The sequence below is a fragment of the Sphingomonas phyllosphaerae 5.2 genome (assembly GCF_000419605.1).
Classification (GTDB): domain Bacteria; phylum Pseudomonadota; class Alphaproteobacteria; order Sphingomonadales; family Sphingomonadaceae; genus Sphingomonas; species Sphingomonas phyllosphaerae_B.
In genome coordinates, this window is sequence record NZ_ATTI01000001.1 from 1348922 (window position 1) to 1374091 (window position 25170).

The 25170-nt window shown below is 68.7% G+C and carries 32 protein-coding genes and 1 tRNA gene; 10 read left to right on the forward strand and 23 right to left on the reverse strand.

Features of this window, described 5'->3' with window-relative positions; translation table 11 throughout:
• Nucleotides 1-89 precede the first annotated feature (89 nt).
• Both cmk and aroA read right to left on the reverse strand, forming a co-directional pair.
• Entirely contained in the window at nucleotides 90-713 is a 624-nt protein-coding gene (gene cmk, locus SPHPHY_RS0106250; RefSeq protein WP_022685843.1) for a (d)CMP kinase, read from the reverse strand.
• On the reverse strand, nucleotides 710-2047 hold the full coding sequence (gene aroA, locus SPHPHY_RS0106255; protein WP_022685844.1) for a 3-phosphoshikimate 1-carboxyvinyltransferase: 1338 nt from the start codon (nucleotides 2045-2047) through the stop codon (nucleotides 710-712). The genes cmk and aroA overlap by 4 nt, the downstream gene beginning before the upstream one ends.
• A gap of 100 nt (nucleotides 2048-2147) precedes the next feature.
• Here aroA and SPHPHY_RS0106260 point away from each other — a divergent pair, with 100 nt between their 5' ends.
• The 3 genes from SPHPHY_RS0106260 (at nucleotide 2148) to SPHPHY_RS19535 (ending at nucleotide 4624) form a co-directional block, all read left to right on the forward strand.
• Nucleotides 2148-2468, forward strand: a complete 321-nt coding sequence (locus tag SPHPHY_RS0106260; protein ID WP_022685845.1) for an FYDLN acid domain-containing protein — start codon at nucleotides 2148-2150, stop codon at nucleotides 2466-2468.
• An 85-nt stretch (nucleotides 2469-2553) separates the two neighbouring features.
• A tRNA-Ala gene (locus tag SPHPHY_RS0106265) sits at nucleotides 2554-2629 on the forward strand.
• 240 nt (nucleotides 2630-2869) lie between these two features.
• Nucleotides 2870-4624, forward strand: a complete 1755-nt coding sequence (locus SPHPHY_RS19535; RefSeq protein ID WP_022685846.1) for a methyl-accepting chemotaxis protein — start codon at nucleotides 2870-2872, stop codon at nucleotides 4622-4624.
• Nucleotides 4625-5273: 649 nt separating this feature from the next.
• Here SPHPHY_RS19535 and SPHPHY_RS0106275 read toward each other — a convergent pair.
• Together SPHPHY_RS0106275 and rpsD are read right to left on the reverse strand one after the other, a co-directional pair.
• Nucleotides 5274-5462: a hypothetical protein gene (locus SPHPHY_RS0106275; protein ID WP_022685847.1), complete on the reverse strand. Its 189-nt coding sequence runs from the start codon at nucleotides 5460-5462 to the stop codon at nucleotides 5274-5276.
• 228 nt (nucleotides 5463-5690) lie between these two features.
• Nucleotides 5691-6305: a 30S ribosomal protein S4 gene (rpsD, locus tag SPHPHY_RS0106280; protein WP_022685848.1), complete on the reverse strand. Its 615-nt coding sequence runs from the start codon at nucleotides 6303-6305 to the stop codon at nucleotides 5691-5693.
• 235 nt (nucleotides 6306-6540) lie between these two features.
• On the opposite strand from rpsD, the gene SPHPHY_RS0106285 reads away from it, so the two are divergent.
• Nucleotides 6541-6843, forward strand: coding sequence for a chorismate mutase (locus SPHPHY_RS0106285; RefSeq protein ID WP_022685849.1), 303 nt, complete (start codon nucleotides 6541-6543; stop codon nucleotides 6841-6843).
• Between the two features lie 125 nt (nucleotides 6844-6968).
• Here the strand turns inward: SPHPHY_RS0106285 and SPHPHY_RS0106290 are convergent, their stop codons facing one another.
• Entirely contained in the window at nucleotides 6969-7709 is a 741-nt protein-coding gene (locus tag SPHPHY_RS0106290; RefSeq protein ID WP_022685850.1) for a murein L,D-transpeptidase catalytic domain family protein, read from the reverse strand.
• A 206-nt stretch (nucleotides 7710-7915) separates the two neighbouring features.
• On the opposite strand from SPHPHY_RS0106290, the gene SPHPHY_RS19540 reads away from it, so the two are divergent.
• Nucleotides 7916-8497: a L,D-transpeptidase family protein gene (locus SPHPHY_RS19540; RefSeq protein WP_022685851.1), complete on the forward strand. Its 582-nt coding sequence runs from the start codon at nucleotides 7916-7918 to the stop codon at nucleotides 8495-8497.
• 4 nt (nucleotides 8498-8501) lie between these two features.
• Here the strand turns inward: SPHPHY_RS19540 and SPHPHY_RS0106305 are convergent, their stop codons facing one another.
• A complete protein-coding gene (locus SPHPHY_RS0106305; RefSeq protein WP_022685852.1) occupies nucleotides 8502-9281 on the reverse strand; it encodes a TSUP family transporter in 780 nt (259 codons plus the stop codon).
• A 56-nt stretch (nucleotides 9282-9337) separates the two neighbouring features.
• Here SPHPHY_RS0106305 and SPHPHY_RS0106310 point away from each other — a divergent pair, with 56 nt between their 5' ends.
• Entirely contained in the window at nucleotides 9338-10027 is a 690-nt protein-coding gene (locus tag SPHPHY_RS0106310; protein ID WP_022685853.1) for an NAD-dependent deacylase, read from the forward strand.
• 238 nt (nucleotides 10028-10265) lie between these two features.
• Here the strand turns inward: SPHPHY_RS0106310 and SPHPHY_RS0106315 are convergent, their stop codons facing one another.
• The 3 genes from SPHPHY_RS0106315 to SPHPHY_RS0106325 are packed head-to-tail and all read right to left on the reverse strand — an operon-like array spanning nucleotide 10266 to nucleotide 12097.
• Entirely contained in the window at nucleotides 10266-11354 is a 1089-nt protein-coding gene (locus tag SPHPHY_RS0106315) for an RluA family pseudouridine synthase (protein ID WP_022685854.1), read from the reverse strand.
• Complete coding sequence (gene crcB, locus SPHPHY_RS0106320; RefSeq protein WP_028056557.1) at nucleotides 11351-11731, reverse strand: fluoride efflux transporter CrcB; 381 nt, start codon at nucleotides 11729-11731, stop codon at nucleotides 11351-11353. The genes SPHPHY_RS0106315 and crcB overlap by 4 nt, the downstream gene beginning before the upstream one ends.
• Before the next feature lie 36 nt (nucleotides 11732-11767).
• On the reverse strand, nucleotides 11768-12097 hold the full coding sequence (locus SPHPHY_RS0106325; RefSeq protein WP_022685856.1) for a DMT family transporter: 330 nt from the start codon (nucleotides 12095-12097) through the stop codon (nucleotides 11768-11770).
• A gap of 91 nt (nucleotides 12098-12188) precedes the next feature.
• Here SPHPHY_RS0106325 and SPHPHY_RS0106330 point away from each other — a divergent pair, with 91 nt between their 5' ends.
• A complete protein-coding gene (locus tag SPHPHY_RS0106330; RefSeq protein ID WP_028056558.1) occupies nucleotides 12189-12410 on the forward strand; it encodes a hypothetical protein in 222 nt (73 codons plus the stop codon).
• A gap of 79 nt (nucleotides 12411-12489) precedes the next feature.
• On the opposite strand, the gene SPHPHY_RS0106335 is transcribed toward SPHPHY_RS0106330, so the two are convergent.
• From SPHPHY_RS0106335 to SPHPHY_RS21905, 7 genes are all read right to left on the reverse strand, one after another.
• Nucleotides 12490-13059, reverse strand: coding sequence for a hypothetical protein (locus SPHPHY_RS0106335; protein ID WP_028056559.1), 570 nt, complete (start codon nucleotides 13057-13059; stop codon nucleotides 12490-12492).
• 98 nt (nucleotides 13060-13157) lie between these two features.
• Entirely contained in the window at nucleotides 13158-13586 is a 429-nt protein-coding gene (locus tag SPHPHY_RS0106340; protein WP_028056560.1) for an OsmC family protein, read from the reverse strand.
• A 115-nt stretch (nucleotides 13587-13701) separates the two neighbouring features.
• Nucleotides 13702-14007 carry a glycine zipper 2TM domain-containing protein gene (locus SPHPHY_RS0106345; RefSeq protein ID WP_028056561.1) on the reverse strand — a complete coding sequence of 102 codons (306 nt, stop codon included), beginning with the start codon at nucleotides 14005-14007 and terminating at the stop codon, nucleotides 13702-13704.
• Nucleotides 14008-14092: 85 nt separating this feature from the next.
• On the reverse strand, nucleotides 14093-14686 hold the full coding sequence (locus SPHPHY_RS20910; RefSeq protein WP_022685861.1) for a winged helix-turn-helix domain-containing protein: 594 nt from the start codon (nucleotides 14684-14686) through the stop codon (nucleotides 14093-14095).
• 22 nt (nucleotides 14687-14708) lie between these two features.
• Nucleotides 14709-15623, reverse strand: coding sequence for a transposase (locus tag SPHPHY_RS19550; RefSeq protein ID WP_156025047.1), 915 nt, complete (start codon nucleotides 15621-15623; stop codon nucleotides 14709-14711).
• Entirely contained in the window at nucleotides 15620-16597 is a 978-nt protein-coding gene (locus SPHPHY_RS20915) for a hypothetical protein (RefSeq protein WP_196802133.1), read from the reverse strand. The genes SPHPHY_RS19550 and SPHPHY_RS20915 overlap by 4 nt, the downstream gene beginning before the upstream one ends.
• Complete coding sequence (locus tag SPHPHY_RS21905) at nucleotides 16546-16689, reverse strand: hypothetical protein (RefSeq protein WP_022685864.1); 144 nt, start codon at nucleotides 16687-16689, stop codon at nucleotides 16546-16548. Before SPHPHY_RS21905 ends, SPHPHY_RS20915 begins: the two co-directional genes overlap by 52 nt.
• A 104-nt stretch (nucleotides 16690-16793) precedes the next feature.
• Here SPHPHY_RS21905 and SPHPHY_RS0106370 point away from each other — a divergent pair, with 104 nt between their 5' ends.
• From SPHPHY_RS0106370 to SPHPHY_RS0106380, 3 genes are read left to right on the forward strand one after another with little or no spacing between them, the layout of a single operon-like run.
• Nucleotides 16794-17246 (forward strand): PaaI family thioesterase, encoded by a 453-nt coding sequence (locus SPHPHY_RS0106370; RefSeq protein ID WP_022685865.1) that lies wholly within the window; start codon nucleotides 16794-16796, stop codon nucleotides 17244-17246.
• The gene (locus SPHPHY_RS0106375; protein ID WP_043130701.1) at nucleotides 17246-17629 is read left to right on the forward strand and encodes a PaaI family thioesterase; all 384 of its coding nucleotides are present in this window, start codon (nucleotides 17246-17248) and stop codon (nucleotides 17627-17629) included. Before SPHPHY_RS0106370 ends, SPHPHY_RS0106375 begins: the two co-directional genes overlap by 1 nt.
• The gene (locus SPHPHY_RS0106380; protein ID WP_022685867.1) at nucleotides 17626-18261 is read left to right on the forward strand and encodes a trimeric intracellular cation channel family protein; all 636 of its coding nucleotides are present in this window, start codon (nucleotides 17626-17628) and stop codon (nucleotides 18259-18261) included. Before SPHPHY_RS0106375 ends, SPHPHY_RS0106380 begins: the two co-directional genes overlap by 4 nt.
• Nucleotides 18262-18680: 419 nt before the next feature.
• On the opposite strand, the gene SPHPHY_RS0106385 is transcribed toward SPHPHY_RS0106380, so the two are convergent.
• The 7 genes from SPHPHY_RS0106385 to astD all read right to left on the reverse strand — a co-directional run bounded on the left by SPHPHY_RS0106385 (nucleotide 18681) and on the right by astD (nucleotide 25145).
• Nucleotides 18681-19439: a phosphoadenylyl-sulfate reductase gene (locus SPHPHY_RS0106385; protein WP_022685868.1), complete on the reverse strand. Its 759-nt coding sequence runs from the start codon at nucleotides 19437-19439 to the stop codon at nucleotides 18681-18683.
• Nucleotides 19432-19893, reverse strand: a complete 462-nt coding sequence (locus tag SPHPHY_RS0106390) for a DUF934 domain-containing protein (RefSeq protein ID WP_022685869.1) — start codon at nucleotides 19891-19893, stop codon at nucleotides 19432-19434. The genes SPHPHY_RS0106385 and SPHPHY_RS0106390 overlap by 8 nt, the downstream gene beginning before the upstream one ends.
• Nucleotides 19886-21517, reverse strand: a complete 1632-nt coding sequence (locus tag SPHPHY_RS0106395) for a nitrite/sulfite reductase (protein ID WP_022685870.1) — start codon at nucleotides 21515-21517, stop codon at nucleotides 19886-19888. The genes SPHPHY_RS0106390 and SPHPHY_RS0106395 overlap by 8 nt, the downstream gene beginning before the upstream one ends.
• Nucleotides 21518-21556: 39 nt before the next feature.
• Nucleotides 21557-21853 (reverse strand): DUF2849 domain-containing protein, encoded by a 297-nt coding sequence (locus SPHPHY_RS0106400; RefSeq protein ID WP_022685871.1) that lies wholly within the window; start codon nucleotides 21851-21853, stop codon nucleotides 21557-21559.
• Nucleotides 21850-22638: a uroporphyrinogen-III C-methyltransferase gene (gene cobA / locus SPHPHY_RS0106405; protein ID WP_028056564.1), complete on the reverse strand. Its 789-nt coding sequence runs from the start codon at nucleotides 22636-22638 to the stop codon at nucleotides 21850-21852. The genes SPHPHY_RS0106400 and cobA overlap by 4 nt, the downstream gene beginning before the upstream one ends.
• A 159-nt stretch (nucleotides 22639-22797) precedes the next feature.
• Nucleotides 22798-23712: a DUF808 domain-containing protein gene (locus SPHPHY_RS0106410; protein WP_022685873.1), complete on the reverse strand. Its 915-nt coding sequence runs from the start codon at nucleotides 23710-23712 to the stop codon at nucleotides 22798-22800.
• A 23-nt stretch (nucleotides 23713-23735) separates the two neighbouring features.
• Entirely contained in the window at nucleotides 23736-25145 is a 1410-nt protein-coding gene (gene astD, locus SPHPHY_RS0106415; RefSeq protein WP_022685874.1) for a succinylglutamate-semialdehyde dehydrogenase, read from the reverse strand.
• Nucleotides 25146-25170 lie beyond the last annotated feature (25 nt).

Consider the following 25170-nt stretch of genomic DNA (forward strand, 5'->3'; position numbering starts at 1 on the left):
GCCGTGGTACAGGACAGGCGCGCGCAGTACCACGCACATTCCGCTTCCGGATACCGTCGAGGACCGGGCAGGGCAGTGCGGGCGACCGCTCAGGCGCGCACGCGTCCCTCGACCAGCGCGATCGCACGCGCGACGGCGGCGTCGACGGAGAGGAAGCTTGTATCGAGTTCCATCGCATCCGTCGCCGGAACCAAGGGTGCGGTCGAACGCGAGCTGTCGCGATCGTCGCGGGTGCGAATGTCGGCGAGCACCTGATCGTAGCTGGTATCGTCGCCGCGCTTGCGTAGCTCGTCGTGGCGGCGGCGTGCCCGGATCGGCGGCGTGGCGCGCACGAAGAGCTTGGCGTCCGCGTCCGGTGCGATCACCGTGCCTATATCGCGCCCGTCGAGCACCGCGCCGCCCGGCTGGTGCGCGAATTTCTTCTGCCGCTGCAGCAAGGCCGCGCGCACCAGCGGGTGGGCGGAGACGATCGACGCCGCCTGGCCGACCGAATCATCACGCAGCGTCGCATCGGCGAGCAGCAGGTCATCGAAGTCGCATGCCGCGACGGCGTCGGCCTCGATCGCCGGGTCGAGTTCCAGCCGCCGCACCTGCGCGGCGACCGCCCGGTAAAGCAGCCCGGTATCGAGGTGCGGGATACCATAATGCCGCGCGAGCGCGCGTGCAATCGTGCCCTTCCCCGACGCTGCGGGGCCATCGACCGCGATGATCATGCCGCCGCTCCCGACAGTGACGCGAGCTGCTCGTAGAAGGCGGGATAGCTGGTGGCGACCGGCGCGATGTCGTCGATGGCGATCGCGTTTCGCGCGTGCAGCCCGGCGACGGTCATGCTCATCGCAATACGATGATCGAGCTTGGTGAAGACGGTGGCGCCGCCGGCGATCCGCTCGCCTCCCGAGCCGTGGACGGTCAGACCGTCTTCATGCTCCTGCGTCCGGACGCCGTTCGCCTCCAGCGCGGCACGCATTGCGGCGATGCGGTCGCTTTCCTTCACGCGCAATTCCTCCGCCCCGCGCGCGACCGTCTCACCGGCGGCGAAGGCGGCAGCGACGAACAGCGCCGGGTATTCGTCGATCATCGACGGGGCCAGATCGTGCGGCACGACGATCCCGGTGAGCGCGGCATGGCGAACGTGCAGGTCGGCAACCGGCTCACCGCCGACGATGCGCGGGTCGACTTCGGTGATGTCCGCCCCCATCATGCGCAGCGCGGTGAGCAGCCCGGCGCGGGTAGGATTGAGGCCGACATTCTCGATCACGACGTCGCTGCCCGGCACGATCGATGCCGCGACCATCCAGAACGCCGCCGATGACGGATCGCCGGGGACGACGATCGACTGCGGCTTCAACTCCGCCTCTCCGGTCAGCGAGATGATCCGGCCGCGCGGGCCGCGCTCGACGGTGATCTGCGCGCCGAAGCCGGCCAGCATCCGCTCGCTGTGATCGCGAGTCGGCACCGGCTCGATCACACGTGTGATGCCCGGCGTGTTGAGCCCGGCGAGCAATATCGCCGACTTCACCTGCGCAGATGCGACGGGTAGCTCGTATTCGATCGGCACCGCCGGGCAGGCGCCGCGCACCGTCAGCGGCAGGCGCGTGCCTGGCGACGCCTCGATCGACGCACCCATCTGCGCCAGCGGCACGGTGACGCGCGCCATCGGGCGCGAAGACAGCGATGCGTCGCCGGTAAAGGTCGCGGTGATCGGGTGGCTGGCGACCAGCCCCATCAGCAATCGCGTCGAGGTGCCGGAATTGCCCATCTCCAGCCCCTGCCGCGGCTGCAGCAGCCCGCCGACGCCGACGCCGTGGATGCGCCAGACACCGTCGCTGCCGCGCTCGATCGCGGCGCCCATCGCGCGCATCGCCGCGGCGGTGGCGAGCACGTCCTCGCCCTCCAGCAGCCCTTCGACGCGGCTCTCGCCGACGGCGAGCGCGGAAAGCATCAGCGACCGGTGGCTGATCGACTTGTCGCCGGGCACGCGGATGCGGCCGGACAGTGTCGTCGCAGCGGGAACGGTAAACGGAGTGGGGGAAGAGGTATGCGCCATGCGCGCCGCGCCTTGCCAGCCGCCTTGCGCTATGGCAAGGCGCGCTCCACTTCACAGGACTATCCTGTTCGAACCACCCATCCGAAAGGCTTTTCACGGCATGATCCAGCCGGAATGGGGCACGAAGCGTACGTGCCCGAAATGCGCGACGCGTTTCTACGACCTCACCAAGGACGAGCCCGTCACCTGCATCAACTGCGGTTATGCATGGGAGCCGGAGCCGATCCTGAAGTCCAAGCAGCCGATGCCGTTCGAGGCGGCCAAGCCCGAGAAGGAGAAGGTCGACGCCGACCTGGCCGGTGACGACGAGGATCTGGACACCGGTGAGGACGAGGAGCCCTCGCCCGACGACGAGGTCGATCTGGGCGGCGACGACGACCTTGGTGTCGAAACGACCAGCGAAGAAGATGAAAACAACTGATTTTTGAAAAAAGGCTTGGCATGCGGCAAAACGTCGCTTGCCAAGCCTGCAGCCCCCGGTTAGTGGGCTGCCTCCCGAACGGAATGGGGCCGTAGCTCAGCTGGGAGAGCGTCGCAATGGCATTGCGAAGGTCAGGGGTTCGATCCCCCTCGGCTCCACCATTCCTCCGATACTGCAAAGCGATACCGCGAAATTCCGCGACGTATCGCTTTTTGTCGTTCGATATAGGGCTTCCCTGCGCAGCGCACCCATAGGGTTCTCGTCGGCTTCGGAGTTGGAGCGGCGGCAGGCGGCCGTTCGTACGCTGGCAATTCAGACACTTACGGTTGCGCCGTGATCCTTGCTTAGGCTTGCCTTAACCGGCCCCGCGCTATCCCCCTCGCGTAAGTCGAGGGGAGTCCATGTCTTTTTCCAATCTTGCCATACCTCGGAAGCTCGCGCTGGCGTTCGCGTCGCTGATCGCGACGTTCTCGATCGTCAGCGGCGTGGTGTTCGTGAACGTGATGCGCCTGCATGATGTCGCCATGGAACGCGACCTGGCGAAGCTGGCGTCCGATCACGCCGACGACATGCTGACCGGCGTCGTCGAGGGGCAGAGTGCCGTGCGCGGCTATGTGCTTCTGGGCAAGCAGGCGTTCCTCGACACGCATGAGGAAAACAGGCGTGCGATCACCGTCGCTGCGGGCAAGCTGAAGGAAAGCGCGCCGCGCGCCGATCAGGCCCGGCGTGTCGACAGCTTCCTGGCGGCCGTGGCGGAGTGGCAGAATAACAAGGTTGCCCCGACGCTTGCGGCCTATGGCAATCCTGCGACCAGGGAGACGGCGCGCGAGCTTGCCGGCGCGAAGCAGCTCGGCGACATGCGCAAGATCCACAAGGAGATCCAGACGGCGCAGGGCGAGTGGGTCGAGCGGCAGGACCGGTTGCAGCAGCAGGCGGAATGGACCGTGGAGATCGCACTGGGATTGGGCGGGTTGTTCGCGGTTACGCTTGCCGCGGCAATGGGTTGGCTGTTGTCGCGGTCGCTGGCGCGGCCGGTCGTCGCCATTGCCGACGTCATGGCCGATCTGGCGTCGGGCCGTACCGACGTGAACGTGCCGAGCACCGATCGCGGCGACGAAGTCGGCGCCATCGCAAAGGCGGTGCTCGTCTTCCGGGATGCCGCGATCGAGAAGCAGCGGGCGGATCGCGAGCAGCAGTCGGTGATGGAAGAGGTCGGCATCGGCCTCGAACGCCTCGCCAACGCGGATCTCAGCGCGCGCTTCGCCGACTTCCCGCCGGCTTTCTCGCGGCTGGAGAACGACTTCAACCGGGCGATCGGCGCGATGGCGCAGGTGATGTCCTCGGTCATGCAGGCGTCGAGCGACATCAAAAGCGGCGCGGCCGACATCCGTTCGGCGTCCGACGATCTGTCGCAGCGTACCGAGCAGCAGGCCGCCAGCCTCGAGGAAACCGCCGCGGCGATGGAGGAGATCACCAGCACCGTCCAGCGCACCGCGAAGGACGCCGCGAAGGCCGATCAGATCGTCGCCGCAGCACGGCACGAGGCCGCGGCATCGGGCGATGTCGTCAGCCGCGCGGTGGACGCGATGGGCGGGATCGAGCGATCCTCGCACGAAATCAGTGACATCATCAGCGTGATCGATGCGATCGCCTTCCAGACGAACCTGCTCGCGCTCAACGCCGGGGTCGAGGCGGCACGGGCTGGCGACGCGGGCAAGGGCTTCGCGGTGGTTGCGTCCGAAGTGCGCGCGCTGGCGCAGCGCTCGGCCGATGCCGCCAAGGACGTCAAGGTGAAGATCAACGCCTCGGCGGAACAGGTCGAACTCGGGGTCGGGCTGGTCGGCGACGCCGGCACGGCCCTGAAGCGGATCAATGCGCGGATCGACGAGATAAGTGCCTTGATGTCAGGCATTAGTGCGTCCGCGGAGCAACAGGCGATCGGCCTCGAGCAGGTCAATACGGCCGTCGGCGAGATGGACAACGTGACGCAACAGAATGCCGCGATGGTCGAGCAGGCGACCGCCGCCGCCCGGAGTCTGGCGAGCGAGGCGGATCAGCTTTCGCTGCAAGTATCGCGCTTTGCGATCGAGGCGCCATCCGCCGCGGCGGGGTCGCGTGTGCACGGCGGCAGCGAGCGGCGTCGCCTAGCGGCCTAGTCGCCGGGGTTCGGGTTGCGGTGTGATCGGTCGGCGCGGTTCCGGAGCGGGAAGGCCGCCGCGGGGACGAGTGGTGACGCCGCGTATCGCAACATGCGCGATCAGCGCCGCGATTTGGCGCTCCGGTCTCGCAATCGGTCTTCAGGTGAACACCTCGGTGCCGGGAACGCGTCGTTCGAATATCGGCTGCGCAGTTCTCCGGGGTTCCGACGAGCAGGCGGGCGCAGGTCGGACCTCCGGGGAATGCTGGCAAGGCTGTTTCGATGGCCACGGCTGGCGCCAGCCGAGCGGGCAGGGTAGGACAGAGACGCTTTCGACGGGCAGGGTCCAACTCGGTCCGATTTCCATCGGCAGCGGCACGGCCAGACCGATCGTGACTGTTGCCCAGCCTGTCGTCACCGGCCCATCAACGGGCCGCTAACGGGCCCGCTACCTGATCTCCGGCTGCCGTGGCCAATATGATTTCGACGAAGGATGCGCGCGAGATACAGGTCCCGTGGCGAGACCTGAGCCGGTGCGTGAACTTGGCGGCGGGGCAGGGGCGGCGCTCGCGCCGGGGCGGGGCTGCGCGCCACGTGCGGTCACCGATCGATCATTGCGACCTTTGGGGCTGTTCGACGCCGACCCGATCGGTTGCGGCGTCGGGCGATCAGCGGACCGGCTTGTCGGTCCGCTTGATCAGCCATGGCGCCGACCGCTGGGACGGCATGTCGGGGCGCGACACCTTCGTGGTCGTGCCGGGCTGCAACCCGAACCAGTGCGGACGATCGACGGCGACGAGGATCGCGAGAACGGTCGAGCCGATGGCGAACCATGCCGAAAGAGCGCGTGACGTCATTGAGAACCTCCTTCCCGCATGGGGCAGTGATCGGCCGTATCGACCGGAGCGCATGGATGTAGCGCCCGTGCGCGATCCCGGTGTAGCTCTCTCATGACAAATGCTTGCTGAGATCCGGTTAACGATCGCCACGCGGGCATCGCGACGAGCAGGCAAAGAAAAAGGACGGCCCCGCGGGGGACCGTCCTTTTTCTTGTCGACCGGCGGTGGAGCCGCCGGGCCGCCGGATCAGCGCGAGTAGAACTCGACGACCAGGTTCGGCTCCATCTTCACCGGATACGGCACCTCGTCCAGCGTCGGCACGCGGACCAGCGTCACCTTGGTGTTGCCGTCCTGTGCGACATAGTCGGGCACTTCGCGCTCGGCGAGGTTCTGTGCTTCCATGACCAGCGCCATTTCCTGCGCCTTGCCACCCAGCGAGATCTCGTCGCCGACGTTGCAGCGGCGCGACGCGACGTTGCACTTCACGCCGTTGACGCGGATGTGACCGTGGCTGACCAGCTGACGCGCTGCCCAGATCGTCGGCGCATACTTCGCACGATAGACGATCGCGTCCAGGCGACGCTCGAGCAGGCCGATCAGGTTCTGCGAGGTATCGCCCTTCATGCGCGACGCTTCGTCATAGGCGTGACGGAACTGCTTCTCGGTCACGTCGCCGTAATAGCCCTTGAGCTTCTGCTTGGCGCGCAGCTGGATGCCGAAGTCCGACACCTTGCCCTTGCGGCGCTGACCATGCTGGCCGGGGCCGTATTCGCGCTTGTTGACCGGGCTCTTCGGACGGCCCCAGATGTTCTCGCCGAGACGGCGATCGAGCTTGTACTTGGCGCTATGGCGCTTCGACATGATACTTCCTTGGCAATATGCGAACGACGTTTTCCGCCTTCCTGGTCCGAAAACCGGTTTCCCACTTTTCGGGGAAGGCAGGGTTGTTCCCGGTCTCGCGCCACACCTCCGAGAAAGAGGTGCAGGCCCGCCGCTTCACCGGGATGCGGGGGCGATTGCGAAGCGGCGCGCCTAGCCGGGACAGGCGCCGAAGTCAAGCTGGACAGGAGCGCCGCGCCGCGCCAAGCAGCGCGCCATGAGCGAGATCCTGCCCGGCGAGCGTTGCACCGACATGACCGAAGTCCGCGCGGGCGTGGACGCGCTGGACCGCGAACTGGTCGCGCTGCTGCGCCGTCGGTTCGACTATATGGACGCGGCGGCGCGCATCAAGCCGGCGCGCACGGCGGTGCGCGACGAGGCGCGCAAGGCGCAGGTGATCGCACAGGCCGCCGCCGAGGCCGCGCGGCTGGACCTGCCCGCCGAGGCCGTGGCGGCGATGTGGGAGACGCTGGTCGAAGCGTCGATCGCGTATGAGCTGAAGGCGTTCGACGCGCGGTAGGCGGATCGCAGCGGCACGCGCGGCTTCCCGAACCTTCGGCATCATCCAGCGGTTCGAAGTTTAGTGAACAGGTTCCGGGCCGGGTCCGGGGCGACCGGTGACCCAGCGGATCGGCCGGACGTCGCTCAAACCTTTGCGGCGTAGATCATCCGGCCCGGCCCGAGCCGCTCGAAAACCTCGGTAAGCTCGCTTTCGCCGACCGCGAAGCAGCCCTGGCTGCGGCCAAGCATCCCGCGTTCGCGGATCATGTCGGGATTGGCATACCAGGCGGCGTGCACGACGATCGCACGGTCGAGCGCATTGTTGTTGGTTGCGTCCAGCCCGAGCAGCCGCTGCGAGCGGCCGTGCTTGCCGACGTAATAATCTGCGGTTGCGAAGGCGCCCTCGCACGAGGCGTTGGAGCCATTCTGGTTCGAGAAGCGCTGGAGATAGCCGGTGTGCGCGGGGTCAGACCCGCTGCCGTGCGCGACGAGCTTCGAGACCGTGCGGCCGTCCTCGAGATTGATGAGGTGGAAGCGCGGCAGGCCGGAGCCGGTCGTGAAATCAGCGACGGCGATCCGGTCGCGCTTGGCGATGCGGCTGCCGTGCTGTTCGAGCGCGGCGAGCGCGCGGCGCAGCAGGCGCGGGTTGACGCCGGGCGCATCGATCGCGGGCGGCACCGCGGCGCTGGCGACCGCCGGCTGCGTCACCGGCGTGTGCGACGGGTGGAAGAAGTCGTCCGGCAGCAGCGACTCCGGCGCGCTGCGGCGCGCGCGCTCACGCATCCCGGCCGACACCGCACCCGGGATCATCAAGGCGCCGGCGAACAATCCGCCGGTCTTCAGCAAAGCACGACGCGACGGCGCCATATCCTGCGACATGGTCATGAGTAACGCTAATCCCCGCTTGAACACCCGCGATGTAGCATGGAACGAGTTAATTATAGGCAACGTTAACCGCTGTTTGTCGCCGCCGCCCGCGCATTTGCCGCAGATGCCGAACGCTTCGTCGTCCGGCACCGATGCGGCGGTCGCGCGTTCGATGCGGTGAGTGATCCGGATGGTCCGGGATCGACAACCGAGATCGGAAAGACATGGCCACGCGCCGAATCGCTCCCGTGCTGCTCGCCGCGCTGCTGACCGCCGGCGTTGCGGGGCCAGCCTATGCCGGTGCGACGGACGCGCGCGCGATCACCGTGGCAGCCGCGACGCTGCCGCCGAACCGCTTCCTGTGGACCCCCGCAGCCAGTGGGCCGGGACGCGTCAGCGTGCTGATCTCGGTGCCCGACCAGCGCGCCTATGTCTTCCGCGGCGAGCAGCTGGTCGCGGCATCCTCGGTGTCGACCGGGTCGGATGAGCGGCCGACGCCACTGGGCACGTTCACGATCCTGCAGAAGGAGCAGGACCACCGTTCCAACCTCTACGACGACGCGCCGATGCCGTACATGCAACGCCTGACGTGGGACGGGGTGGCGATGCATGCGGGCCGCAATCCCGGCTTTCCGGCCTCACACGGCTGTATCCGGCTGCCGACCGGCTTCGCCAGGAAGCTGTTCGAGGCGACAAAGCTGGGCGCGACGGTGGAGGTGACCGCCGACGCCTATGTCGCAGGCGCGTACGTGCGGAGCGGCGAAGCCGGGCAGGCCGCCCGTGCGAACGATTACGCCAGCCGGTAGCCCATCAGCGGCCCAGCCACGCCCACAATGGATTGGCCGGATCCGCGAGCAGCTTGACGGTCAGTGCGACCGACATGATCACGAGCAGCGGCCGCACGCCCTTCCCGCCGAAGCGCAGCGCCGCCCACGCGCCGCATTGATTCCCGAGCACGTTCGCGGCGGCCATCGCCCCGCCGAGCAGCCACAATACCTTGCCGCCCGCGATCATCGCCACCAGCGCGGCGACGTTGGTGGAGAGGTTGAGGAACTTGGTGTTGGCGATCGCGCGCACCAGCCCGAGCCCGCCGAGCGCGACCAGCGCCGTGGTGAGGAACGAGCCGGTGCCCGGGCCGAAGAAGCCGTCGTAGAAACCGAGCAGGGTGGTGGCGACGGTGAGCCCGGCGCGGCCGAGGCGCGCATGACGGTCGACCTCGCTCATCGGAGGGGCAAGCAGGAAGTAGAATGCCATCGCGATGAGCAGCACGGGGACGAACGCGGCGAGGAAGCGCGGGTCGACGTGCTGCACCGCCACCGCGCCGCCGACCGAGCCGGCGAAGGCACCCGCGGCGGGCAGCGCGAAACGGCGCAGGTCGACATGGCCCGCGCGCCAGAAGGTGACGAACGCGGAGCCCGTGCCGACCGCGCTTTGCAGCTTGTTGGTGGCGAGGGCCGCGACCGGCGGCACGCCCGACGCGAGCAGCGCGGGGATGGTGAGCAGCCCCCCGCCGCCCGCCAGCGCGTCGATCGTGCCGGCGACGAACGCGACGGCGACCAGGAAGGCGAAGATGTCGGGCGCGAGATGCATGGGTGCGCGGCCTATGCCGCTTTCGTGCGCGCCGCCAGCATCATAGGGTGCCCGGCATGAGCAGCATCGTCATCCTCACCGGCGCCGGCATCTCGGCCGAGAGCGGCATCGCCACCTTTCGCGGGCCGGGCGGGTTGTGGGAGGGACACCGCGTCGAGGACGTGTGCACCCCCGAAGCGTTGGCAAGCGACCCGGTGCTGGTGCACCGCTTCTACGATCTGCGGCGCGCCGCGCTGGCCGGGGTCGTGCCGAACGCCGCCCATCTGGCGCTGGCACGGCTCGATCGGGAGTGGGCGGGCGAATTGTTGATCGTCACGCAGAACGTCGATGACCTGCACGAGCGCGCGGGCGCGCGGCGGATGCTGCACATGCATGGCGAACTGCGCGCGGCGCTGTGTGCCGCATGCGGCGAGCGGCGGGCGTGGGAGGAAGCATTGCCGCCGGCCACGGTCTGCCCGGCATGCGGCGCGGCGGCGTTGCGGCCGGACATCGTGTTCTTCGGCGAGATGCCGTACGGGATGGAGCGGATCGAGGCGGCGCTGGCGCGCGCCGATCTGTTCGTGTCGATCGGGACGTCGGGCGCCGTCTATCCGGCGGCGGGGTTCGTGCAGATGGCGCGGCATCATGGGGCAGCGACGCTGGAGCTGAACCTGGAACCCTCGGCGGGCAGCGCGTGGTTCGACGAGACGCGCGCGGGCGCGGCGGGAACGTTGGTGCCGGCGTGGGTCGGGCAGATGTTGGACTAGGCGGCGCGGCGTTACGGTCGGGACTTCGGAGCGTCGGCGCAGCACGGCTGGTGGACTGACGGCGCCGCAAGCCCCGCGCATCGGAACGGCGTATCGCGCGCCACGTCGCGATGGCCTTGTTCACGACCGCACGACCGTCGTCCCGGATCACGTCCGGGCAACGGTCGATGCTGATGACGGGTGGGTGTCGACCCTGTCAGGCCGCGCGGCCGGGCCGACGCTGCCGGACATACCCGCGCTACTTCGCCGCGCCGCGCCCGCGGCGTTCGCCGCGCCGTGCCTTGCGGACCGACTTGGCATGGGCGCGAGCGCGCGTCTTCTTCTCCTCGCGCGTCGGTGGCAGCTTGACGTCGAGCGGCATCATGTCGCCGGCCATCGCCTCGAACCCCAGCGTGGCGAGGCTTTCGGAGAAGTGCGTCGGCAACTCGGCGGTCACGTCGATCTCGCCGCCGTCCGGATGGTCGACACGGATGCGGCGCGCGTGGAGGTGCATCTTGCGGCTGATCCCGCCGGTCAGGAACGCCGCCGGACCACCGTATTTGCCGTCGCCGACGATCGGATGGCCGATCGCCGCCATATGGACGCGCAACTGGTGCGTGCGTCCGGTGAAGGGTTGCAGCTCGACCCAGCAGGCGCGGTTGCCGGCGCGCTCGATCACGCGGTAGCGGGTGCGCGCGGCCTGTCCGTTCTCCTCGTCGACGTGCATCTTCTCGCCGCCGGTGCCGGGTTGCTTGGCGATCGGCAATTCGATCATGCCGTCGTCGATCGACGGCACGTCGACGATCAACGCCCAATAGACCTTCTTGGCGGTGCGGCTGGAGAACGCCTTCGCGAAGAACGCCGCCGCCCGCGCGCTGCGCGCGACCAGCAAGGCGCCCGACGTGTCCTTGTCGAGGCGGTGGACCAGCTTCGGGCGGCCCTCCGCCTCATATTGCAGGGCATCGAGCAGACCATCGACGTGCTGGACGGTCTTGGTGCCGCCCTGCGTCGCCAGGCCGGGTGGCTTGTTCAGCACCAGCGCGGCGGTATCCTTGTGGATCACCATCTCGCGCGCGAACATCGCCTCGTCATCGCTGAGCGGCGCACGCTCGCGCTTGGGACGTTCCTCGACGCGTTCCGGCTCGGGCGGCGGCACGCGCAGGACCTGCCCGGCCTGGATACGGTCGCCGGGGCCGACACGCGCGCCATCGACGCGCAACTGCCCGGTACGCGCCCATTTCGCGACGGTGGTGAAGCTGGTCTCGGGCAGGTGGCGCTTGAACCAGCGGTCGACGCGGATGCCGTCGTCGTCATAGCCGACGGAAAACTGGCGGACGGCGTCGCTCATGCCGGCACCCGTGCAAGCGCGAGACCCGCGAAGAGCGCGACGATCGAGCCGGCCACCGACAGCAGGACATAGGCCAGCGCCGCGGCAAGCGCGCCACGTTCGATCATCCCGACGGCGTCGAGCGCGAAGGAGGAAAACGTGGTGTAGCCGCCAAGCACGCCGACGCCGAGCAGCAGCCGCCACGTCTCGCCGTTCGCACTGGCATGGCGCGCGAGGATGCCGACCAGCACGCCCATCAACAGCCCGCCGACCAGATTGACGGTCAGCGTGCCCCACGGCCAGCCGGAACCGAGCGCCTGCGTCATCGCGCGCCCGGTCAGATGGCGCGCCCCGGCGCCGATCGCGCCGCCCGCCATGACAAGAGAGAGGGAGTTCATCGCCGCGCCCTATCGCGTTTCGGCGCGCAAGGGAAATCAGCCGTGCGCCTGTCCCGAGAAGAGGTTCATCACCAGCACCCCGGCCACGATCAGCGCCATGCCGAGCAGCGCGGGCGTGTCGAGCCGTTGTCCATGCCAGAACCAGGCGACGGCGGTCACCAGCACGATCCCGACCCCCGACCAGATCGCATAGGCGATGCCGGTCGGCAGTGTACGCAACGCGAGCGAGAGGAGGTAGAAGGCGACGACATAGCCGACGATCGTCACCAGCGTCGGCCAGCCGCGCGTAAAGCCATTCGACTGTTTCAGTGCCGAGGTGGCGATGACCTCGGCGATGATCGCGACCAGCAAGAAGGCATAGGACATGCGGCCTTGTCGGCGATCGCGACCGGCGTGGCGAGGGGACCCATGTGTCTTGGTCTTGCAAGACACCATGTCGTGCGCCATCTTGGCATACATGCTCAACCTGCTTTCGATCGCTATCGGTCTGGTCGCCCTGTTGCTGGGTATCGTGCCGTTCCTGCCCTTCTTCGCCTGGGGCTATTGGTTCGTGATCCCGATCGCGGTGGTGGGTGCGGCGATCGGCGCGCTGTCGTCGCGCAATGGCGGGCGTAACCTGAACCTCGTGCTGATCCTGATCTTCGGGCTGCGGCTGATGCTGGGCGGCGGGTTGATCTGACGACGAAGCGCCCGGCTGGTCGGCCGGGCGCTTCGGAGATTGATGCCGGGCGACCGCTGCGGATCGCCTTTCATCCGGTCTAGCGGCAGACGACCTGCCCGCGATCGACGCGCTGGCCCAGCAGTGCGCCGCCGCCTCCGCCGATGACGGTGCCGAGCAGCTTCGACCCACCCCCCGCGATGATGTTGCCGAGCGCGCCGCCAGCCAGTCCGCCGACGATCAGCCCGGTCGTCCCGTCGTTGCGGCGGCAGTAGTAACGGTTGTCGGTGCCGCGATAGATGCGATCGTTGCGGGTCAGCGCGCGCTGCTGGTAATTGCGACCGTCGCGATAATAACGGCCCGCGTCGTAACGCCGCTGACCTGGCTCGGGGCGGTTGTAGTCGTAGCGGCGCGACTGGCGCCAGTCGCGGACATCGTCATTGCGATCGCGGCGCGCATCGCGGACGTTGTCGCGATATTCGCGGCGGGCGTTGCGGACATCGCCGCGCGAGTCGGCGTCGCGGAGGTCCTCGCGGTACTCCTTGCGCGCGTCGCGCACGTCCTCGCGATATTCGCGGTTGGCTTCACGGGGCCGCTGCGCCGCGGCCGGCACAGCCGCCAATGACGTCAAAGCGGTCGCACCGAGTACCGCCGTCATGATTATACGCATTACTTGCCTCCTGATGGGTAAGTCGATGCACGTAAAACGACGGCGGTGCCGATACGGTTTCGTGAACATGAAACTACTTCACGTTCACTTGCGGGACATTATTGCGTCAACTCGTGCGTCAGCGTGATCTCTGCCTTCAGCAGCTTGGAGACCGGGCAGTTCGCCTTCGCCTCCTCGGCGATGCGGGTGAATTCGTCCTGTTCGATCCCGGGAACCTTCGCCTTCAGGTCGAGCTTCGAGGACGTGATCGTGAAACCGTCGCCGTCCTTGTCCACGGTAACGCGGGCGTTCGTCTCGAGCGTGCCGTCGTTATAGCCGGCGCCGGCGAGTGCGAAGCTGAGTGCCATGGTGAAGCAGCTGGCGTGCGCGGCGGCGATCAGTTCCTCCGGGTTGGTGCCGGGGCCATCCTCGAACCGCGAGCCGAAGCCATAGCGCTGGTCCTTGAGCGCGCCGGACTGCGTGGAGGTCCAGCCGTGGCCGTCCTTGCCGAAGCCTTCGTAGCGTGCCGATCCGCTGCGGGTGGGCATGTCCTGCTCTCCTTCGTAGATGCCATCAAAAAGGCGCGGCCCGTGCATTCACGGACCGCGCCTTCTCTAACGTCGATCAACCGTAAAGGCTCAAAGGCGTGACGATTTTACCGGATCAGCGGCACGACCGCTTTCCGCTGCGCTCGATCTCGCGACCCGCCAGCGCGCCGCCCACGCCACCCAGCACGGTGCCGAGCGTGCGGTCGCCGCGCGAATCGATCGTGCGGCCGAGCAGGCCACCGGCGACGGCGCCGACCACCAGGCCAGTGGTGCCGTCGGGCTTGCGACAACGCAGGCGGCCATCGTTGCCGCGCCACTCGCGATACTTGTGGCGGCGCTGCGCGTCCGCATCCGTCGTCGTGGCCACCAGCGTCGGGGCGACCATCGCCATCGCGCCAAAAGCAAGCATGAGCTTACGCATGAACATTCTCCCGTTCGTCAAATCGTGATGATATCGAAACGTCGCTCTTTTAGCGCAGTTGCATGAACGTGTAACAACGTTGCGTTCATCGCGGGACAGTGGCGGCAGGCAGGTCGGCAACCAGCCGATATCCGCGGCCACGATCGGTCAGCAGCATCGCGGACGCGCCGTTCGCCGTCAGCGCACGGCGGACGCGCGAGACGTGGACGGCCAGGACGTTGGTGCCGGGATCGAAGCGCAGCCCGAACAGCGCGCGGTGCAGGTCGGCGTGCGCGACGGTGCTGCCGGCATGACGCGCGAGCAATTCCAGCAGCGCATATTCGCGCGGCAGGAGCGGAAGCGGGCACCCGCCACGTGTGGCGGTGCGGGAGAGCCGGTCGATCCGTAGCGAGCCGAGCGTCAACGTCGTGCCGAGCGCGAGCAATCGTTTCGCGCGTAGCGACACGAGCGCGTCGGAGCCGCGAGCCGCATCGTCGGCGCCGGCAGCCAGCGCCGCGACCTCCTCGGCTTCGTCGTGCGCGATCGCGAGGATGCGGGCGGCCGGGCAGCAACGCGCATCGCCGAGGGTGGCAGCGCGTACGATGGCGACGGCGGCATCCGGAGCATCGGTAAGCGTGACGCCGACGGCGTGAAGCGCCGCCGACAGGGTCGGGCGATCGACGAGCAGGCGGATGACCATCGGCCAGTCGATTAGCGGAGGACTACGGATCGCAGGGGAATGTCGGCTCCGATCCGGAGGTGGTCCGTGCGAGGATCGCCTTTGCCGCCGCCGTGACGAGCGGGCTGCTGTCGTCCATCGCGCGTTCGGCGGCGCGGTGTAGCGTGGTACGGTCGAGCGTGCCCCCGGTGAGTGCCGCCAGCGCGGTGGCGCGCATTCGCGGGTGCGGATGGCGCCCGGCGAAGTCGGCGGCGAGCGCGGTGCCGGTGTCGCCGCCGAGCCGGGTCGCGAGCGCGACCAGCGCTTCCGAGGCGGTGGTGGTCATCGCCTGCGTGACGGTGTCGGTGGCGGTGTCGAAGCGATATTGCGTGCGCCACGCCTGCGCCGGTGTCGCGGCTAGGATGTTGAGCGAGACCGAGAAACTGTCGGGCGGCTGCTGGACATGCACGTCGTGGTGCGCGCGATAGAGCAGCAGCTTGCCGGGTTCGAGCCGGGCACGTTCGTCGAACACCAGCCGCGCGGCTTCGCCGGCAAGCCCCGTCACGTCGCCATCGAAGAGGTAATAGTCGCTCCAATAGCCCGGGCCGAGGTAACCAGTGGTGAGGAAGGAGAAATTATGGTCGTGCGGCAGGTCGTAGAAGAACGGCGCGGTGCCGCCGGCCTTCACCACCGCATCGTCGCGCGCCGGCCAGAAATTGGCGCGCAGCGCGTAGCGCGTCGCTGGCGGACGGAGCATCAGGACCTGTGCGCCGTAGCTGCTTTCCCGCTGGCCCGCGAAGCGCTGTTCGAGTTCGGTGATCGCGAGATCGGCCAGGAAGCGGCGGTTCCGCCCCAGCCGCGCGAGCCAAGGCCCCAGCGCCGCGAGAGAGTGCTCGTCGCGTGCGTCCCAGCGCTCCCGCTCCAGCGCCTCGACCAGCTCGTCGAGCGTGATCGCGTCGCCGCTACAGGGGTCGATCACGCGCGGCACAGGCGCGCCTCCACCAGTGGCACTGTCGCCTGCGCCACGGCGCGTAGCTCCGGATGCGGATCGGTCGCGGCGAGTTCGTGCAAGCGGAGGAGCGCGGCGCTGGCATCGAGCGCCAGCCATTCGCGCATAGCTGCCCAGCGGAGGTGGAAGGCGGGTGCGCGGGTGGCGGCAGCGAAACAGGCGCCTGCATCGCGACGTCCGTCGATCCTGAGCAGCGCAAGCAGCAGGCGCGTGCGGGACATCGCCTCGTCGTTGATCGCGGCGCGCAGCACGCGGCCGGTGGCACGGTCGTACTCGCGGGTCAGCCCCGCGGTGCGGGTGGCGAACGTCAAGGCGACGACGTCCGCGCCGCTGCCCTCGACCAGATGCGCGCGCGTACGGCCATCGATGCGCACGACGTCGCCGTCAAGCAGCGGGACCGGCGGAAGCGCGCGAAGCGGCGGGGCGGTGGCGGTCTGGAAATCGTCGCCGGCGACCCCTGCTTCCCAGCGCAAAAGCCGCGCGCCGCCGGCGACATGGTAACGCGCGATCATCAACCGGCCGGACGCGACCAGCGTGGCGTCCGGCGCGGAGGCGGCAAGCGCGGCGCCGTCGAAGATCGTCGCGCCCAGCGTGCCGGCGGGGAGGTCGATCAACTGCACGGTGGTGCGCAGCCGGTCGCGGGTGACGCGCAGCGGCGGCTCGAACCACGGGTCAGCCGCGAGCGCGGCGATCAGCGGTTCGAGCAGCGCCGCGATCCACGATGCGTCGGCCAGCAGCGCGGCGGCGGCGTCTGCGACCTGCCCGGTCGCGTCCGGATCGCAATCGGCGAAGGCGGCGGCGACGCACGCGAGCGGGCTGCCCGCATGCCACGCCGTCACCGCCGCCCGTGCGCGCGAGGCGGTGGCGTCCAGTTCCGCCGCGGTCGGCAGCATCAGCGTAGCGGCGGGCGCGTCATGATGACGATCGTGGTGATATATTCGCACGTGTGATCAGCCACTTCCTCCAGCGCGCGGATCGCGCCGGCGTTGGCGACCAAGGTGTCGAGATCGGGGATCTCGGTAATGTCGATGTTCATGATGATTCCTCCCGTCAGGCGCGTTTTCCACGCGGGCGCGGGCGGAGCGTTAGTTAAAAGGATGCAACGTTGCGTCGCTGTGACGGGCGTGTAGAGGGCGGACGATGAGCTGGGATCCGATCGCCACGACGCGCTACTTGCTGGAGACGCGTACGATCGCCGGACATGGCGGGCGGCTTGGCCAGCGATATCATGCGCATGGCGACGACTGGATCGAGGTTGCGCAGCCGTGGAGCGAGGAACTGGTCGGCGACGAGGAGACCGGCGTGATCGCGTCGGGGCCGATCATCGCGCTGATGGATGTCGCGACCAGCCTGGCGGTTTGGCACCGCCTGCGCACGTTGGTGGCGCACGCGACGCTGGATCTGCGGATCGACTATTTGCGCCCGGCGCGCCCGCACCGAACCGTGATCGGCCGCGGCGAGTGCCTGCGGGTCGCGCGTTCGATCGCATTTACGCGCGGTATCGCGCACGACGGTGACGTGAACGACCCCGTTGCGCACGTCGCGGCGACGTTCATGGTGACGACCGATCGCTATCCGCGGGTGGCGGCGTGATCCTGCCGCCATACGCGCGGCTGCTGGGCGTCGCGGTCGAGATGGTCGGCGACGGGCCCGAGATCGTGATGCCGTTCGGGCAGCACGTCGTCGGGCGGCCCGGCTATCTGCAAGGCGGCGCGATCGCGGGGCTGCTGGAGGTCGCGGCGGTGGCGGCGCTGCGCCATGCGCTGGCGGGCGAGGAGGGGCCGCCCGTCAAGCCCGTCAACGCCACCGTCGACTTCATCCGCGGTGGACGCGATCGCACGACGCGCGCGGCCGGCACGATCACGCGGCTGAGCGCGCGCATCGCGACCGTCACAGCCATCGCGTGGCAGGACGATCGCGCGCGCCCGATCGCGAGCGCGCGGATGAATTACCTGATCGAGCGCGGCGCGGCGTGACCCCGCCGCTCGACCCCGTCGTGCTGCTGCCGGCGTTCGCGCCGTGGCTGGATGTCGCGGGGCTGGCGGTGTTCGCCGCGTCAGGCGCGCTGGCCGCGGCCAGACGTGCGCAGACGCCGGTGACGCTGGCGTTCTTCGCGCTGATCACCGGCGTGGGCGGGGGCACGGTGCGCGACCTGCTGATCGGCGCGCCGGTGTTCTGGGTGCATGATTCGCGCGTGGCGGCGGTCTGCCTGTTGATGGCGGCGGTGATCTGGGTGACGCCGGACCGGTGGTGGCGCGGCGCGGCGCTCGACTGGTTCGATGCGATCGGGCTGGCGGCCTATGCGGTCTATGGCGCGGCCAAGGCGCTGGGATATGGCGTGCCGCCGCTGCCTGCGGCGTTGATGGGGGTCATGACGGGGTGCGTCGGCGGGATCATCCGCGACGTGCTGGCGGGCGAGCCGTCGATCCTGATGCGACCGGAACTGTACGTGACCGCGGCGGCGCTGGCGGCGGGATGCTACGTGGGGCTGCGCGAGCTGGGCATGGTGCCGTGGCACGCCGCAGTGATCGCGGCGCTGGCGGGGTTCGCACTGCGATCGGCGGCGATCCGCTTCAAGCTGGCGTTACCGGCGTATGGCGAGCGGTGATATCGTGGGCGCTTGATCCTTCCGCGCGGGTGGCATCCGGATTGGCGGCGGCGCGGGGAACGTCCCGGGAGCGGTGAGATCAGGTTGGTACATCGTTGCGCGCGCAGCGAAGCGGTCCAGTGCCGGAGCAGGACGCCCTAAATTGCTTCGCTGCGCTCGCAATGACAGGCGCCCGAGCCGAGCCCGGAGCGGCGATGTGGACGTGATGCACCTTGGACGAGGTGCCCCGCGCGGTTTCCGAACACGCTGCACCACCGTCATCGCGCTTAGACTAGAGCGCGCCCGCTGCGCGGCGGGGTGATTTCGGCCCGCCGCGGCGTTGCTCCCCGGTTACGATGCCCAAGCATCGCGCAAACCTCGCGCCTTGCGGCGGATCGAAATCCCCCCGTGCCGATGACGCCACACGATCGGAAACCGCTCTAGAACGCCGGTTCCTCGCCGGGCTTCTCCGCAACGTGGATCCCGCATTCCACTTTGTCCCAGCCGCGCCAGCGGCCGGCGCGGGGGTCTTCGCCGGGACGGACCTTCGAGGTGCACGGCGCGCAGCCGATCGAAAGATAGCCTTGCGCCTCCAGCGGATGGCGCGGCAGATCATGCTCGGCGAAATAGCCGTCGAGCTTTTCCTTCGACCAGTCCGCCAGTGGATTGATCTTCAGCCGGCCTTCGTCTTCCTCGAAGCGCGGGAGCGCCATGCGGGTTTTCGCCTGGAAGCCCTTGCGGCCCGAGATCCACGCCTGGAACGGCAGCAGCGCGCGGCGCAGCGGCTCGACCTTGCGCATCTCGCAGCAGCCGTCCGGGTCGTAGGACCAGCGCAATCCCTTTTCGTCGCGCAGGCGCAGCAGCCGCGGGTCGGGACGGAACACGCGCAGATCGGTGAGGCCGAGCCGTTCCGACACCTCGTCGCGATAGGCGAGGGTCTCGCCGAACATCTTTTGCGTGTTGGTGAAGATCACCGGCACGTCGCGATCGACCTGCGCCACCATGTGGAGCAGCACCGCCGATTCCGCGCCGAACGACGATACGGCGGCGATCCGCCCGCGCAGCTCGCCGGCGAGCAGTTCGCGCAGCATGTCAGGCGCGTCCACGCCTTCGAACCGTGCCTGCATCGCGGCGGCATCGGCGACGGTGAAGGCGGGGCGGACGTCGATGATGTCCAGATCGTGCGCGGGCTCACCCATGACGCAATTTCCAGATCGGGACGGCGGCGTCGGCAGCCTTTTGGTAGACGTGGTCGTAGCGTTCCAGCGACCGGCGCAGCACGACGGGATCGACCGCCGCGCGTGGCGCGAAGCTGTCGAAGCCGCAGCGACGCATGAGCGGGATCTGATCGACCAGCACGTCGCCCTCGGCGCGGAGTTCGCCGACATAGCCGGCCTCGCGCAGCACGCGCGCCGCCGAATAGCCGCGTCCGTCGCGGGAGCTGGGAAAGGACACCTCGACCAGTGCGATCCGGCCCAGCATCGGAATCAGTGCGCGCGCATCGTCGCCGGGCTCGACCCGGACGGCGGTGGCGTTCGACTGCCCGGCGAGGAAGGCGTCCAGCGTCACGGCCGGTTCCTCGTGCGCAGCCTCGTCGCGGAAGCGCAGGTGCGCGCGGTCGTCGATCACGTCGACCTCGAATGCGTCAACCATAGATCGCTTCCTTGAACGGCTGCATGCCGACGCGCCGGTAGGTGTCGACGAAGCGCTCGCCGGTGTCGCGCAGGCGGACATAGGTGTCGGTGACGCGCTCGATCGCGTCGACCACGCCGTCCTCGTCGAAGCCGGGGCCGGTGATCTTGCCGAGCGACACGTCCTCCGCACCGGACCCGCCGAGGAGCAGCTGGAAGTTCTCCGTGCCCTTCCGGTCGACGCCGAGGATGCCGATGTGCCCGGCATGATGATGGCCGCATGCGTTGATGCAGCCGCTGATCTTCAGTTTCAGCTCGCCGAGGTCGCGCTGCCGGTCGAGATCGGCGAAGCGGCGGCCGATCTTCTGCGCGAGCGGGATCGAGCGCGCGTTGGCGAGCGCGCAATAATCGAGCCCGGGGCAAGCGATGATGTCGCTGATCAGGTCGAGGTTCGCGTCGGCGAGCCCGGCCGCCGCCAACGCTTCCCACACCGCCTTCAGGTCGGCGACGCGGACATGCGGCAGGACGATGTTCTGCGCATGGGTGACGCGCAACTCGTCGAAGCTGTAGCGTTCAGCGAGATCGGCCATGACGTCGATCTGCTCGGCCGAGGCGTCACCGGGGATGCCGCCGATCGGCTTCAGCGAAATGGTGACGATCGCGTGGCCGGGTTGCTTGTGCGGCTTCACGTTCTGATCGAGCCACACCGCGAAGTCCGGATCGCTGCGGTCCGCGACCGTGCCGTCGTCGGCGGCGAAGGCGGGCGCCGCGAACATCGCGGTGATGCGCGCGAGTTCGGCGGCGGGGGGATCGATGCCGAGTTGCTTGACGGCGGCGAATTCCTCCTCGACCTCGGCGCGATACTTGTCCGCGCCGAGTTCGTGGATCAGGATCTTGATCCGCGCCTTGTAGATATTGTCGCGGCGGCCGTAGCGATTGTAGACGCGCAGGCACGCCTCCAGATAGCTCATCAGCTCATCGGCGGCGACGAAGTCCTTGATCTCGGGTGCGATCATCGGCGTACGGCCCATGCCGCCGCCCACGAACACTCTCGCCCCCAGGACGCCGTCCCGTTCGATCAGTTGCAGGCCGATGTCGTGGAGGCGCATCGCGGCGCGATCCTCGTCGGCGGCGATCACCGCGATCTTGAACTTGCGCGGCAGGTAACTGAATTCGGGGTGGAACGTGCTCCACTGGCGCAGCAGCTCGGCCCACGGGCGCGGATCGGTGACCTCGTCGGCGGCGGCGCCGGCGAACTGGTCGGAGCTGATGTTGCGGATGCAATTGCCGCTGGTCTGGATGGCGTGCATCTCGACCGTCGCCAGTTCGGCGAGAATGTCGGCGGCGTCCTCCAGCTTGATCCAATTGTACTGGATGTTCTGGCGGGTGGTGAAATGGCCGTAACCACGGTCGTACTTGCGCGCGACATGCGCGAGCATCCGCATCTGGCGGCTGTCGAGCGTGCCATAGGGCACCGCGACGCGCAGCATGTAGGCGTGGAGTTGCAGGTACAGCCCGTTCATCAGCCGCAGCGGCTTGAACTGGTCCTCGGTCAACTCGCCCGCAAGCCGCCGGCGGCACTGGTCGCGGAATTCATCGACGCGGGCGTCGACGATCGACTGGTCGTATTCGTCGTACTTGTACATCGTTTCATCCTCGATCCCCGCAGCCGCTGCGGGGAAGGGTCAGATCACCCAGTCGCCGGCATGCGGGTCGGCGGGCTTCAGCGTCAGGTCGGGGCGCACCGTGGGGCCGAGCGCCCGGATGCGGTCCTTGATATGGGCGGGGCGGGGGCCGTCGGGGGTCTCGCTCGCCTCGATCACATAGGGCACGTTGACGCGGCGCGCGGCTTCTTCTTCACGCGCGATCGACTCGGCACGATCGCCGGCGTCGCGCGCCTCGGCGATATGGCGGGTCCAGCCGCGGCCGGTCCACCACACCACGTCGCCGGTCGCCAGATCGTTGCCGGTCACCAGCTTCATGCCATCTGCTCCGCTACCTGCGCATAGCCTGCCAGCCGGTCCTGCGCGTCGGACAGGTCGACGACCTCGCCGACGACGATGATCGCCGGGCTGGCGACCCGTTCACGCGCGACCATCGCCCCGAGATCGGCGAGCAACGTCTTGAGCGCGCGATGGCCGGGCAGCGTGCCCTTTTCCAGCACCGCGACGGGCATGTCGGGGGCGACGCCGTCGGCGATCAGCTTGTCGGCGATCGCCTCCGCAGTGGCGACGCCCATGTAGATCACCAGCGTGCGGCCCTGCCCGGCGAGGCCCGACCAGTCCTGATCGGTCAGCCCCTTGCACTGGCCGGCGACGAAGCTGACCGCCGAGCTGTGGTCGCGGTGGGTGAGCGGCAACATCGCCTCCGCCGCACAGCCGAGCGCGGCCGAGACGCCGGGAATGACCTCGACCAGCAGCCCGGCGGCGCGGACCGCCTCGACCTCCTCGCCGCCGCGCCCGAAGATGAACGGATCGCCGCCCTTCAGGCGGACCACGATGCTGCCGGCCTTGACGTGCGCGACGATCAGCGCGTTGATCGCCTCCTGCGGCAGCGTGTGGCGCGCGCGGCGCTTCGCGACCGAGATGCGATGCGCCGCGGGCGGGGCGAGATCGAGCACGCGCGGGTCGATCAACCCGTCGTGCACCACCACATCGGCGCCGCGCAGCGCCTCCACCGCACGGACGGTGAGCAGGCCGGGATCGCCCGGGCCGGCACCGACGAGGATGACGCGGCCGCGCGCGTCGGGATCGAGAAGCGTCGCCATGATGCGATCGCAGATGGGCGAGTGCGCGATGGCGCGCAATCGAGCGATGCTTGGCGGGGGCGTAGGATTGGTTTGCGGGGGCGTCATCCCCGGCTTGCTCCGTCGTCCCCGCGGAGGTTCTCGCTTGCCGCCTTTATGACACCGGCGAGGTATGACGGGTCAGTGCCTTGCGGCGTGCACCTTGTGCATGACCAGCGCGATCACCCCGCCGACGATCAGACCGACCACGCCGGCAATCGCCGCGCTTACCAGCCAGCCGAGCGCGCCGCCGCCGACGCCCTCGGCGAGGTGGTGGACGAACTCGGCCGGGCCGGGCAGGCCGACTTCGGCGACGTTGTGGATCAGCAGGTCACCGCCGACCCAGATCATCGCCGCGGTGCCGATCACGGTCAGCGCACGCATCAGCACCGGCACGCCCTTCACCAGCCCGCGCCCGACCGCCTGCGCCACCGCCGACGGGCGCCTGGCGAGATAGAGCCCGACATCGTCCGCCTTCACGATCAGCGCGACGACGCCGTAGACGCCGGCGGTGATCGCGATCGCGACGAGCGCCAGCGTCACCGCCTGCGTCAGGAGCGGCCGGTCGGCGACTTCGCGCAGCGCGATCACCATGATCTCCGCGGACAGGATGAAGTCGGTGCGGATCGCGCCCGAGACCTTCTGCTTCTCCAGCGCGACCGGATCGGTGACGGCCGCTTCCTCGACCTCGGCATGGCCGCCGGACACCGCCTCGATGACCTTCTCGGCGCCCTCGAAGCACAGGAACGCGCCGCCCAGCATCAGCAACGGCGCGAGCGCCCATGGCGCCACCGCACTCAGGATCAGCGCGGCGGGAAGCAGGAAGAGCAGCTTGTTGCGGATCGAACCCAGCGCGATCTTGCCGATGATCGGCAATTCGCGCTTCGGCGACAGGCCGACGACGTAACGCGGGGTGACGGCTGTGTCGTCGATGACGACGCCGGCCGCCTTCGTCCCCGCCTTGGCCGCGGCGGCGCCGACGTCATCGAGCGACGCCGCGGCGAGCCGGGTGAGGCCGGCGATGTCGTCCAGCAATGCGACCAGTCCGGATGCCATGAAACGTCCTTGGAAAAAGAGGATCAGCCGTCGGTCAGGCCGATGCCGATCGTCGCGCGCGCGGCCTCGGCTTCGTTGGAGACGACCGGATAGGCGCAATAATCGGCGGCGTAGAAGGCGCTGGGGCGGTGGTTGCCCGACCAGCCGATGCCGCCGAACGGTGCCGCGGAAGACGCGCCGTTGGTCGGACGGTTCCAGTTGACGATGCCGGCGCGCGCACCGGCCCAGAAACGGTCGAACAGCGCCGGCGTCTGGCTGATGAGCGAGGCCGACAGGCCGTAGCGGGTGTTGTTGGCCTCGGCGATCGCCGCGTCGAAATCGTCGGCGCGGACGACCTGCAGCAACGGGCCGAACAGCTCGATGTCGGGACGCTCGCCGGCGTCGGTGACGTCGATGATGCCGGGGGTGACGAACGGAAGATCCTCGACCGGTCGCGCCATATGCTGGATGGGGCGGCCGCCCTTCATCATCAACGCCAGGAAGCTTTCGGTCAGCCCGTCCGCCGCCTCGTTGTCGATGACGGGGCCCATGAACGGCTGCGGATCGTCGTGCGGCGCGCCGACGATCAGCCGGCGGGTCAGCCGCGCGAGTTCGTCGAGCAGCGGTTCCGCCAGCGTGTCCTGCACGATCAGCCGGCGCGCGGCGGTGCAGCGCTGCCCGGCGGTGGTGAAGGCGGACTGCACGATCAGCACCGCAGCGGCGTGCAGGTCAGGCGTGTCCCACACCACGATCGGATTGTTGCCGCCCATCTCGAGTGCGAGGATCTTCTCGGGCTTTTCCGCGAAGGCGCGGTTCAGCGCGATGCCGGTGCGCGCCGAGCCGGTGAAGAGCAGCCCGTCGATCCCGTCATGCGCGGCGAGCGCGCGCCCTTCGGTCGGGCCGCCGATCACCAGCCGCACCGTTTCGGGCGGGACGCCGGCGGCATGGAAGCAGTCGACCAGGAACGCGCCGGTCGCGGGCGTCTTTTCAGAGGGTTTGAAGACGACCGAATTGCCCGCGATCAGCGCAGGCACGATGTGGCCGTTGGGCAAGTGGGCGGGGAAATTGTACGGGCCGAGCACCGCGAGCACGCCGTGCGGCTTGTGACGGACCGCCATGCGCGTGTTCATCGGCGCGTCGAGCCGACGCTGCGCGGTACGTTCGGCATAGGCCGAGATCGAGATGTCGACCTTCGCGGCGACGGTGTCGACCTCCGTACGGGCCTCCCAGAGCGGCTTGCCTGTCTCGCGCGCGATCAGATCCGCGAAGGCGTCGGAGCGTTGACGGACGACGTTCGCGAAGCGCCGCAGCGCCTCCATCCGGAACGACAGCGACTTCGCCGCCCACGGCACGAAGCCGTCGCGTGCCGCGGCGACCTCCGCATCGACGTCGCTCGTCGCGGCACGCCACAATTCCACGCCGGTCGCGGGTTCGAAGGAAATCAGCTCAGCCATGCGCGTGGTCTTAGCCGTAACATTC

Coding starts and splice junctions, on each gene's coding strand:
- SPHPHY_RS0106390 (WP_022685869.1), bottom strand. CDS start 19,893: ATGGTTGACGCATTCGAGGTCGACGTGATCGACGACCGCGCGCACCTG.
- crcB (WP_028056557.1), bottom strand. CDS start 11,731: ATGAACTCCCTCTCTCTTGTCATGGCGGGCGGCGCGATCGGCGCCGGG.
- rpsD (WP_022685848.1), bottom strand. CDS start 6,305: ATGTCGAAGCGCCATAGCGCCAAGTACAAGCTCGATCGCCGTCTCGGC.
- SPHPHY_RS0106335 (WP_028056559.1), bottom strand. CDS start 13,059: ATGCGTATAATCATGACGGCGGTACTCGGTGCGACCGCTTTGACGTCA.
- astD (WP_022685874.1), bottom strand. CDS start 25,145: ATGGCTGAGCTGATTTCCTTCGAACCCGCGACCGGCGTGGAATTGTGG.
- SPHPHY_RS0106400 (WP_022685871.1), bottom strand. CDS start 21,853: ATGAAGCTGGTGACCGGCAACGATCTGGCGACCGGCGACGTGGTGTGG.
- cmk (WP_022685843.1), bottom strand. CDS start 713: ATGATCATCGCGGTCGATGGCCCCGCAGCGTCGGGGAAGGGCACGATT.
- SPHPHY_RS19540 (WP_022685851.1), top strand. CDS start 7,916: ATGGCCACGCGCCGAATCGCTCCCGTGCTGCTCGCCGCGCTGCTGACC.
- cobA (WP_028056564.1), bottom strand. CDS start 22,638: ATGGCGACGCTTCTCGATCCCGACGCGCGCGGCCGCGTCATCCTCGTC.
- SPHPHY_RS21905 (WP_022685864.1), bottom strand. CDS start 16,689: ATGAACATCGACATTACCGAGATCCCCGATCTCGACACCTTGGTCGCC.
- aroA (WP_022685844.1), bottom strand. CDS start 2,047: ATGGCGCATACCTCTTCCCCCACTCCGTTTACCGTTCCCGCTGCGACG.
- SPHPHY_RS0106345 (WP_028056561.1), bottom strand. CDS start 14,007: ATGCGTAAGCTCATGCTTGCTTTTGGCGCGATGGCGATGGTCGCCCCG.
- SPHPHY_RS0106315 (WP_022685854.1), bottom strand. CDS start 11,354: ATGAGCGACGCCGTCCGCCAGTTTTCCGTCGGCTATGACGACGACGGC.
- SPHPHY_RS19535 (WP_022685846.1), top strand. CDS start 2,870: ATGTCTTTTTCCAATCTTGCCATACCTCGGAAGCTCGCGCTGGCGTTC.
- SPHPHY_RS0106310 (WP_022685853.1), top strand. CDS start 9,338: ATGAGCAGCATCGTCATCCTCACCGGCGCCGGCATCTCGGCCGAGAGC.
- SPHPHY_RS0106330 (WP_028056558.1), top strand. CDS start 12,189: ATGCTCAACCTGCTTTCGATCGCTATCGGTCTGGTCGCCCTGTTGCTG.
- SPHPHY_RS0106305 (WP_022685852.1), bottom strand. CDS start 9,281: ATGCATCTCGCGCCCGACATCTTCGCCTTCCTGGTCGCCGTCGCGTTC.
- SPHPHY_RS0106290 (WP_022685850.1), bottom strand. CDS start 7,709: ATGACCATGTCGCAGGATATGGCGCCGTCGCGTCGTGCTTTGCTGAAG.
- SPHPHY_RS0106260 (WP_022685845.1), top strand. CDS start 2,148: ATGATCCAGCCGGAATGGGGCACGAAGCGTACGTGCCCGAAATGCGCG.
- SPHPHY_RS0106410 (WP_022685873.1), bottom strand. CDS start 23,712: ATGGCATCCGGACTGGTCGCATTGCTGGACGACATCGCCGGCCTCACC.
- SPHPHY_RS20910 (WP_022685861.1), bottom strand. CDS start 14,686: ATGGTCATCCGCCTGCTCGTCGATCGCCCGACCCTGTCGGCGGCGCTT.
- SPHPHY_RS0106340 (WP_028056560.1), bottom strand. CDS start 13,586: ATGCCCACCCGCAGCGGATCGGCACGCTACGAAGGCTTCGGCAAGGAC.
- SPHPHY_RS0106275 (WP_022685847.1), bottom strand. CDS start 5,462: ATGACGTCACGCGCTCTTTCGGCATGGTTCGCCATCGGCTCGACCGTT.
- SPHPHY_RS0106385 (WP_022685868.1), bottom strand. CDS start 19,439: ATGGGTGAGCCCGCGCACGATCTGGACATCATCGACGTCCGCCCCGCC.
- SPHPHY_RS0106325 (WP_022685856.1), bottom strand. CDS start 12,097: ATGTCCTATGCCTTCTTGCTGGTCGCGATCATCGCCGAGGTCATCGCC.
- SPHPHY_RS0106285 (WP_022685849.1), top strand. CDS start 6,541: ATGAGCGAGATCCTGCCCGGCGAGCGTTGCACCGACATGACCGAAGTC.
- SPHPHY_RS0106370 (WP_022685865.1), top strand. CDS start 16,794: ATGAGCTGGGATCCGATCGCCACGACGCGCTACTTGCTGGAGACGCGT.
- SPHPHY_RS0106395 (WP_022685870.1), bottom strand. CDS start 21,517: ATGTACAAGTACGACGAATACGACCAGTCGATCGTCGACGCCCGCGTC.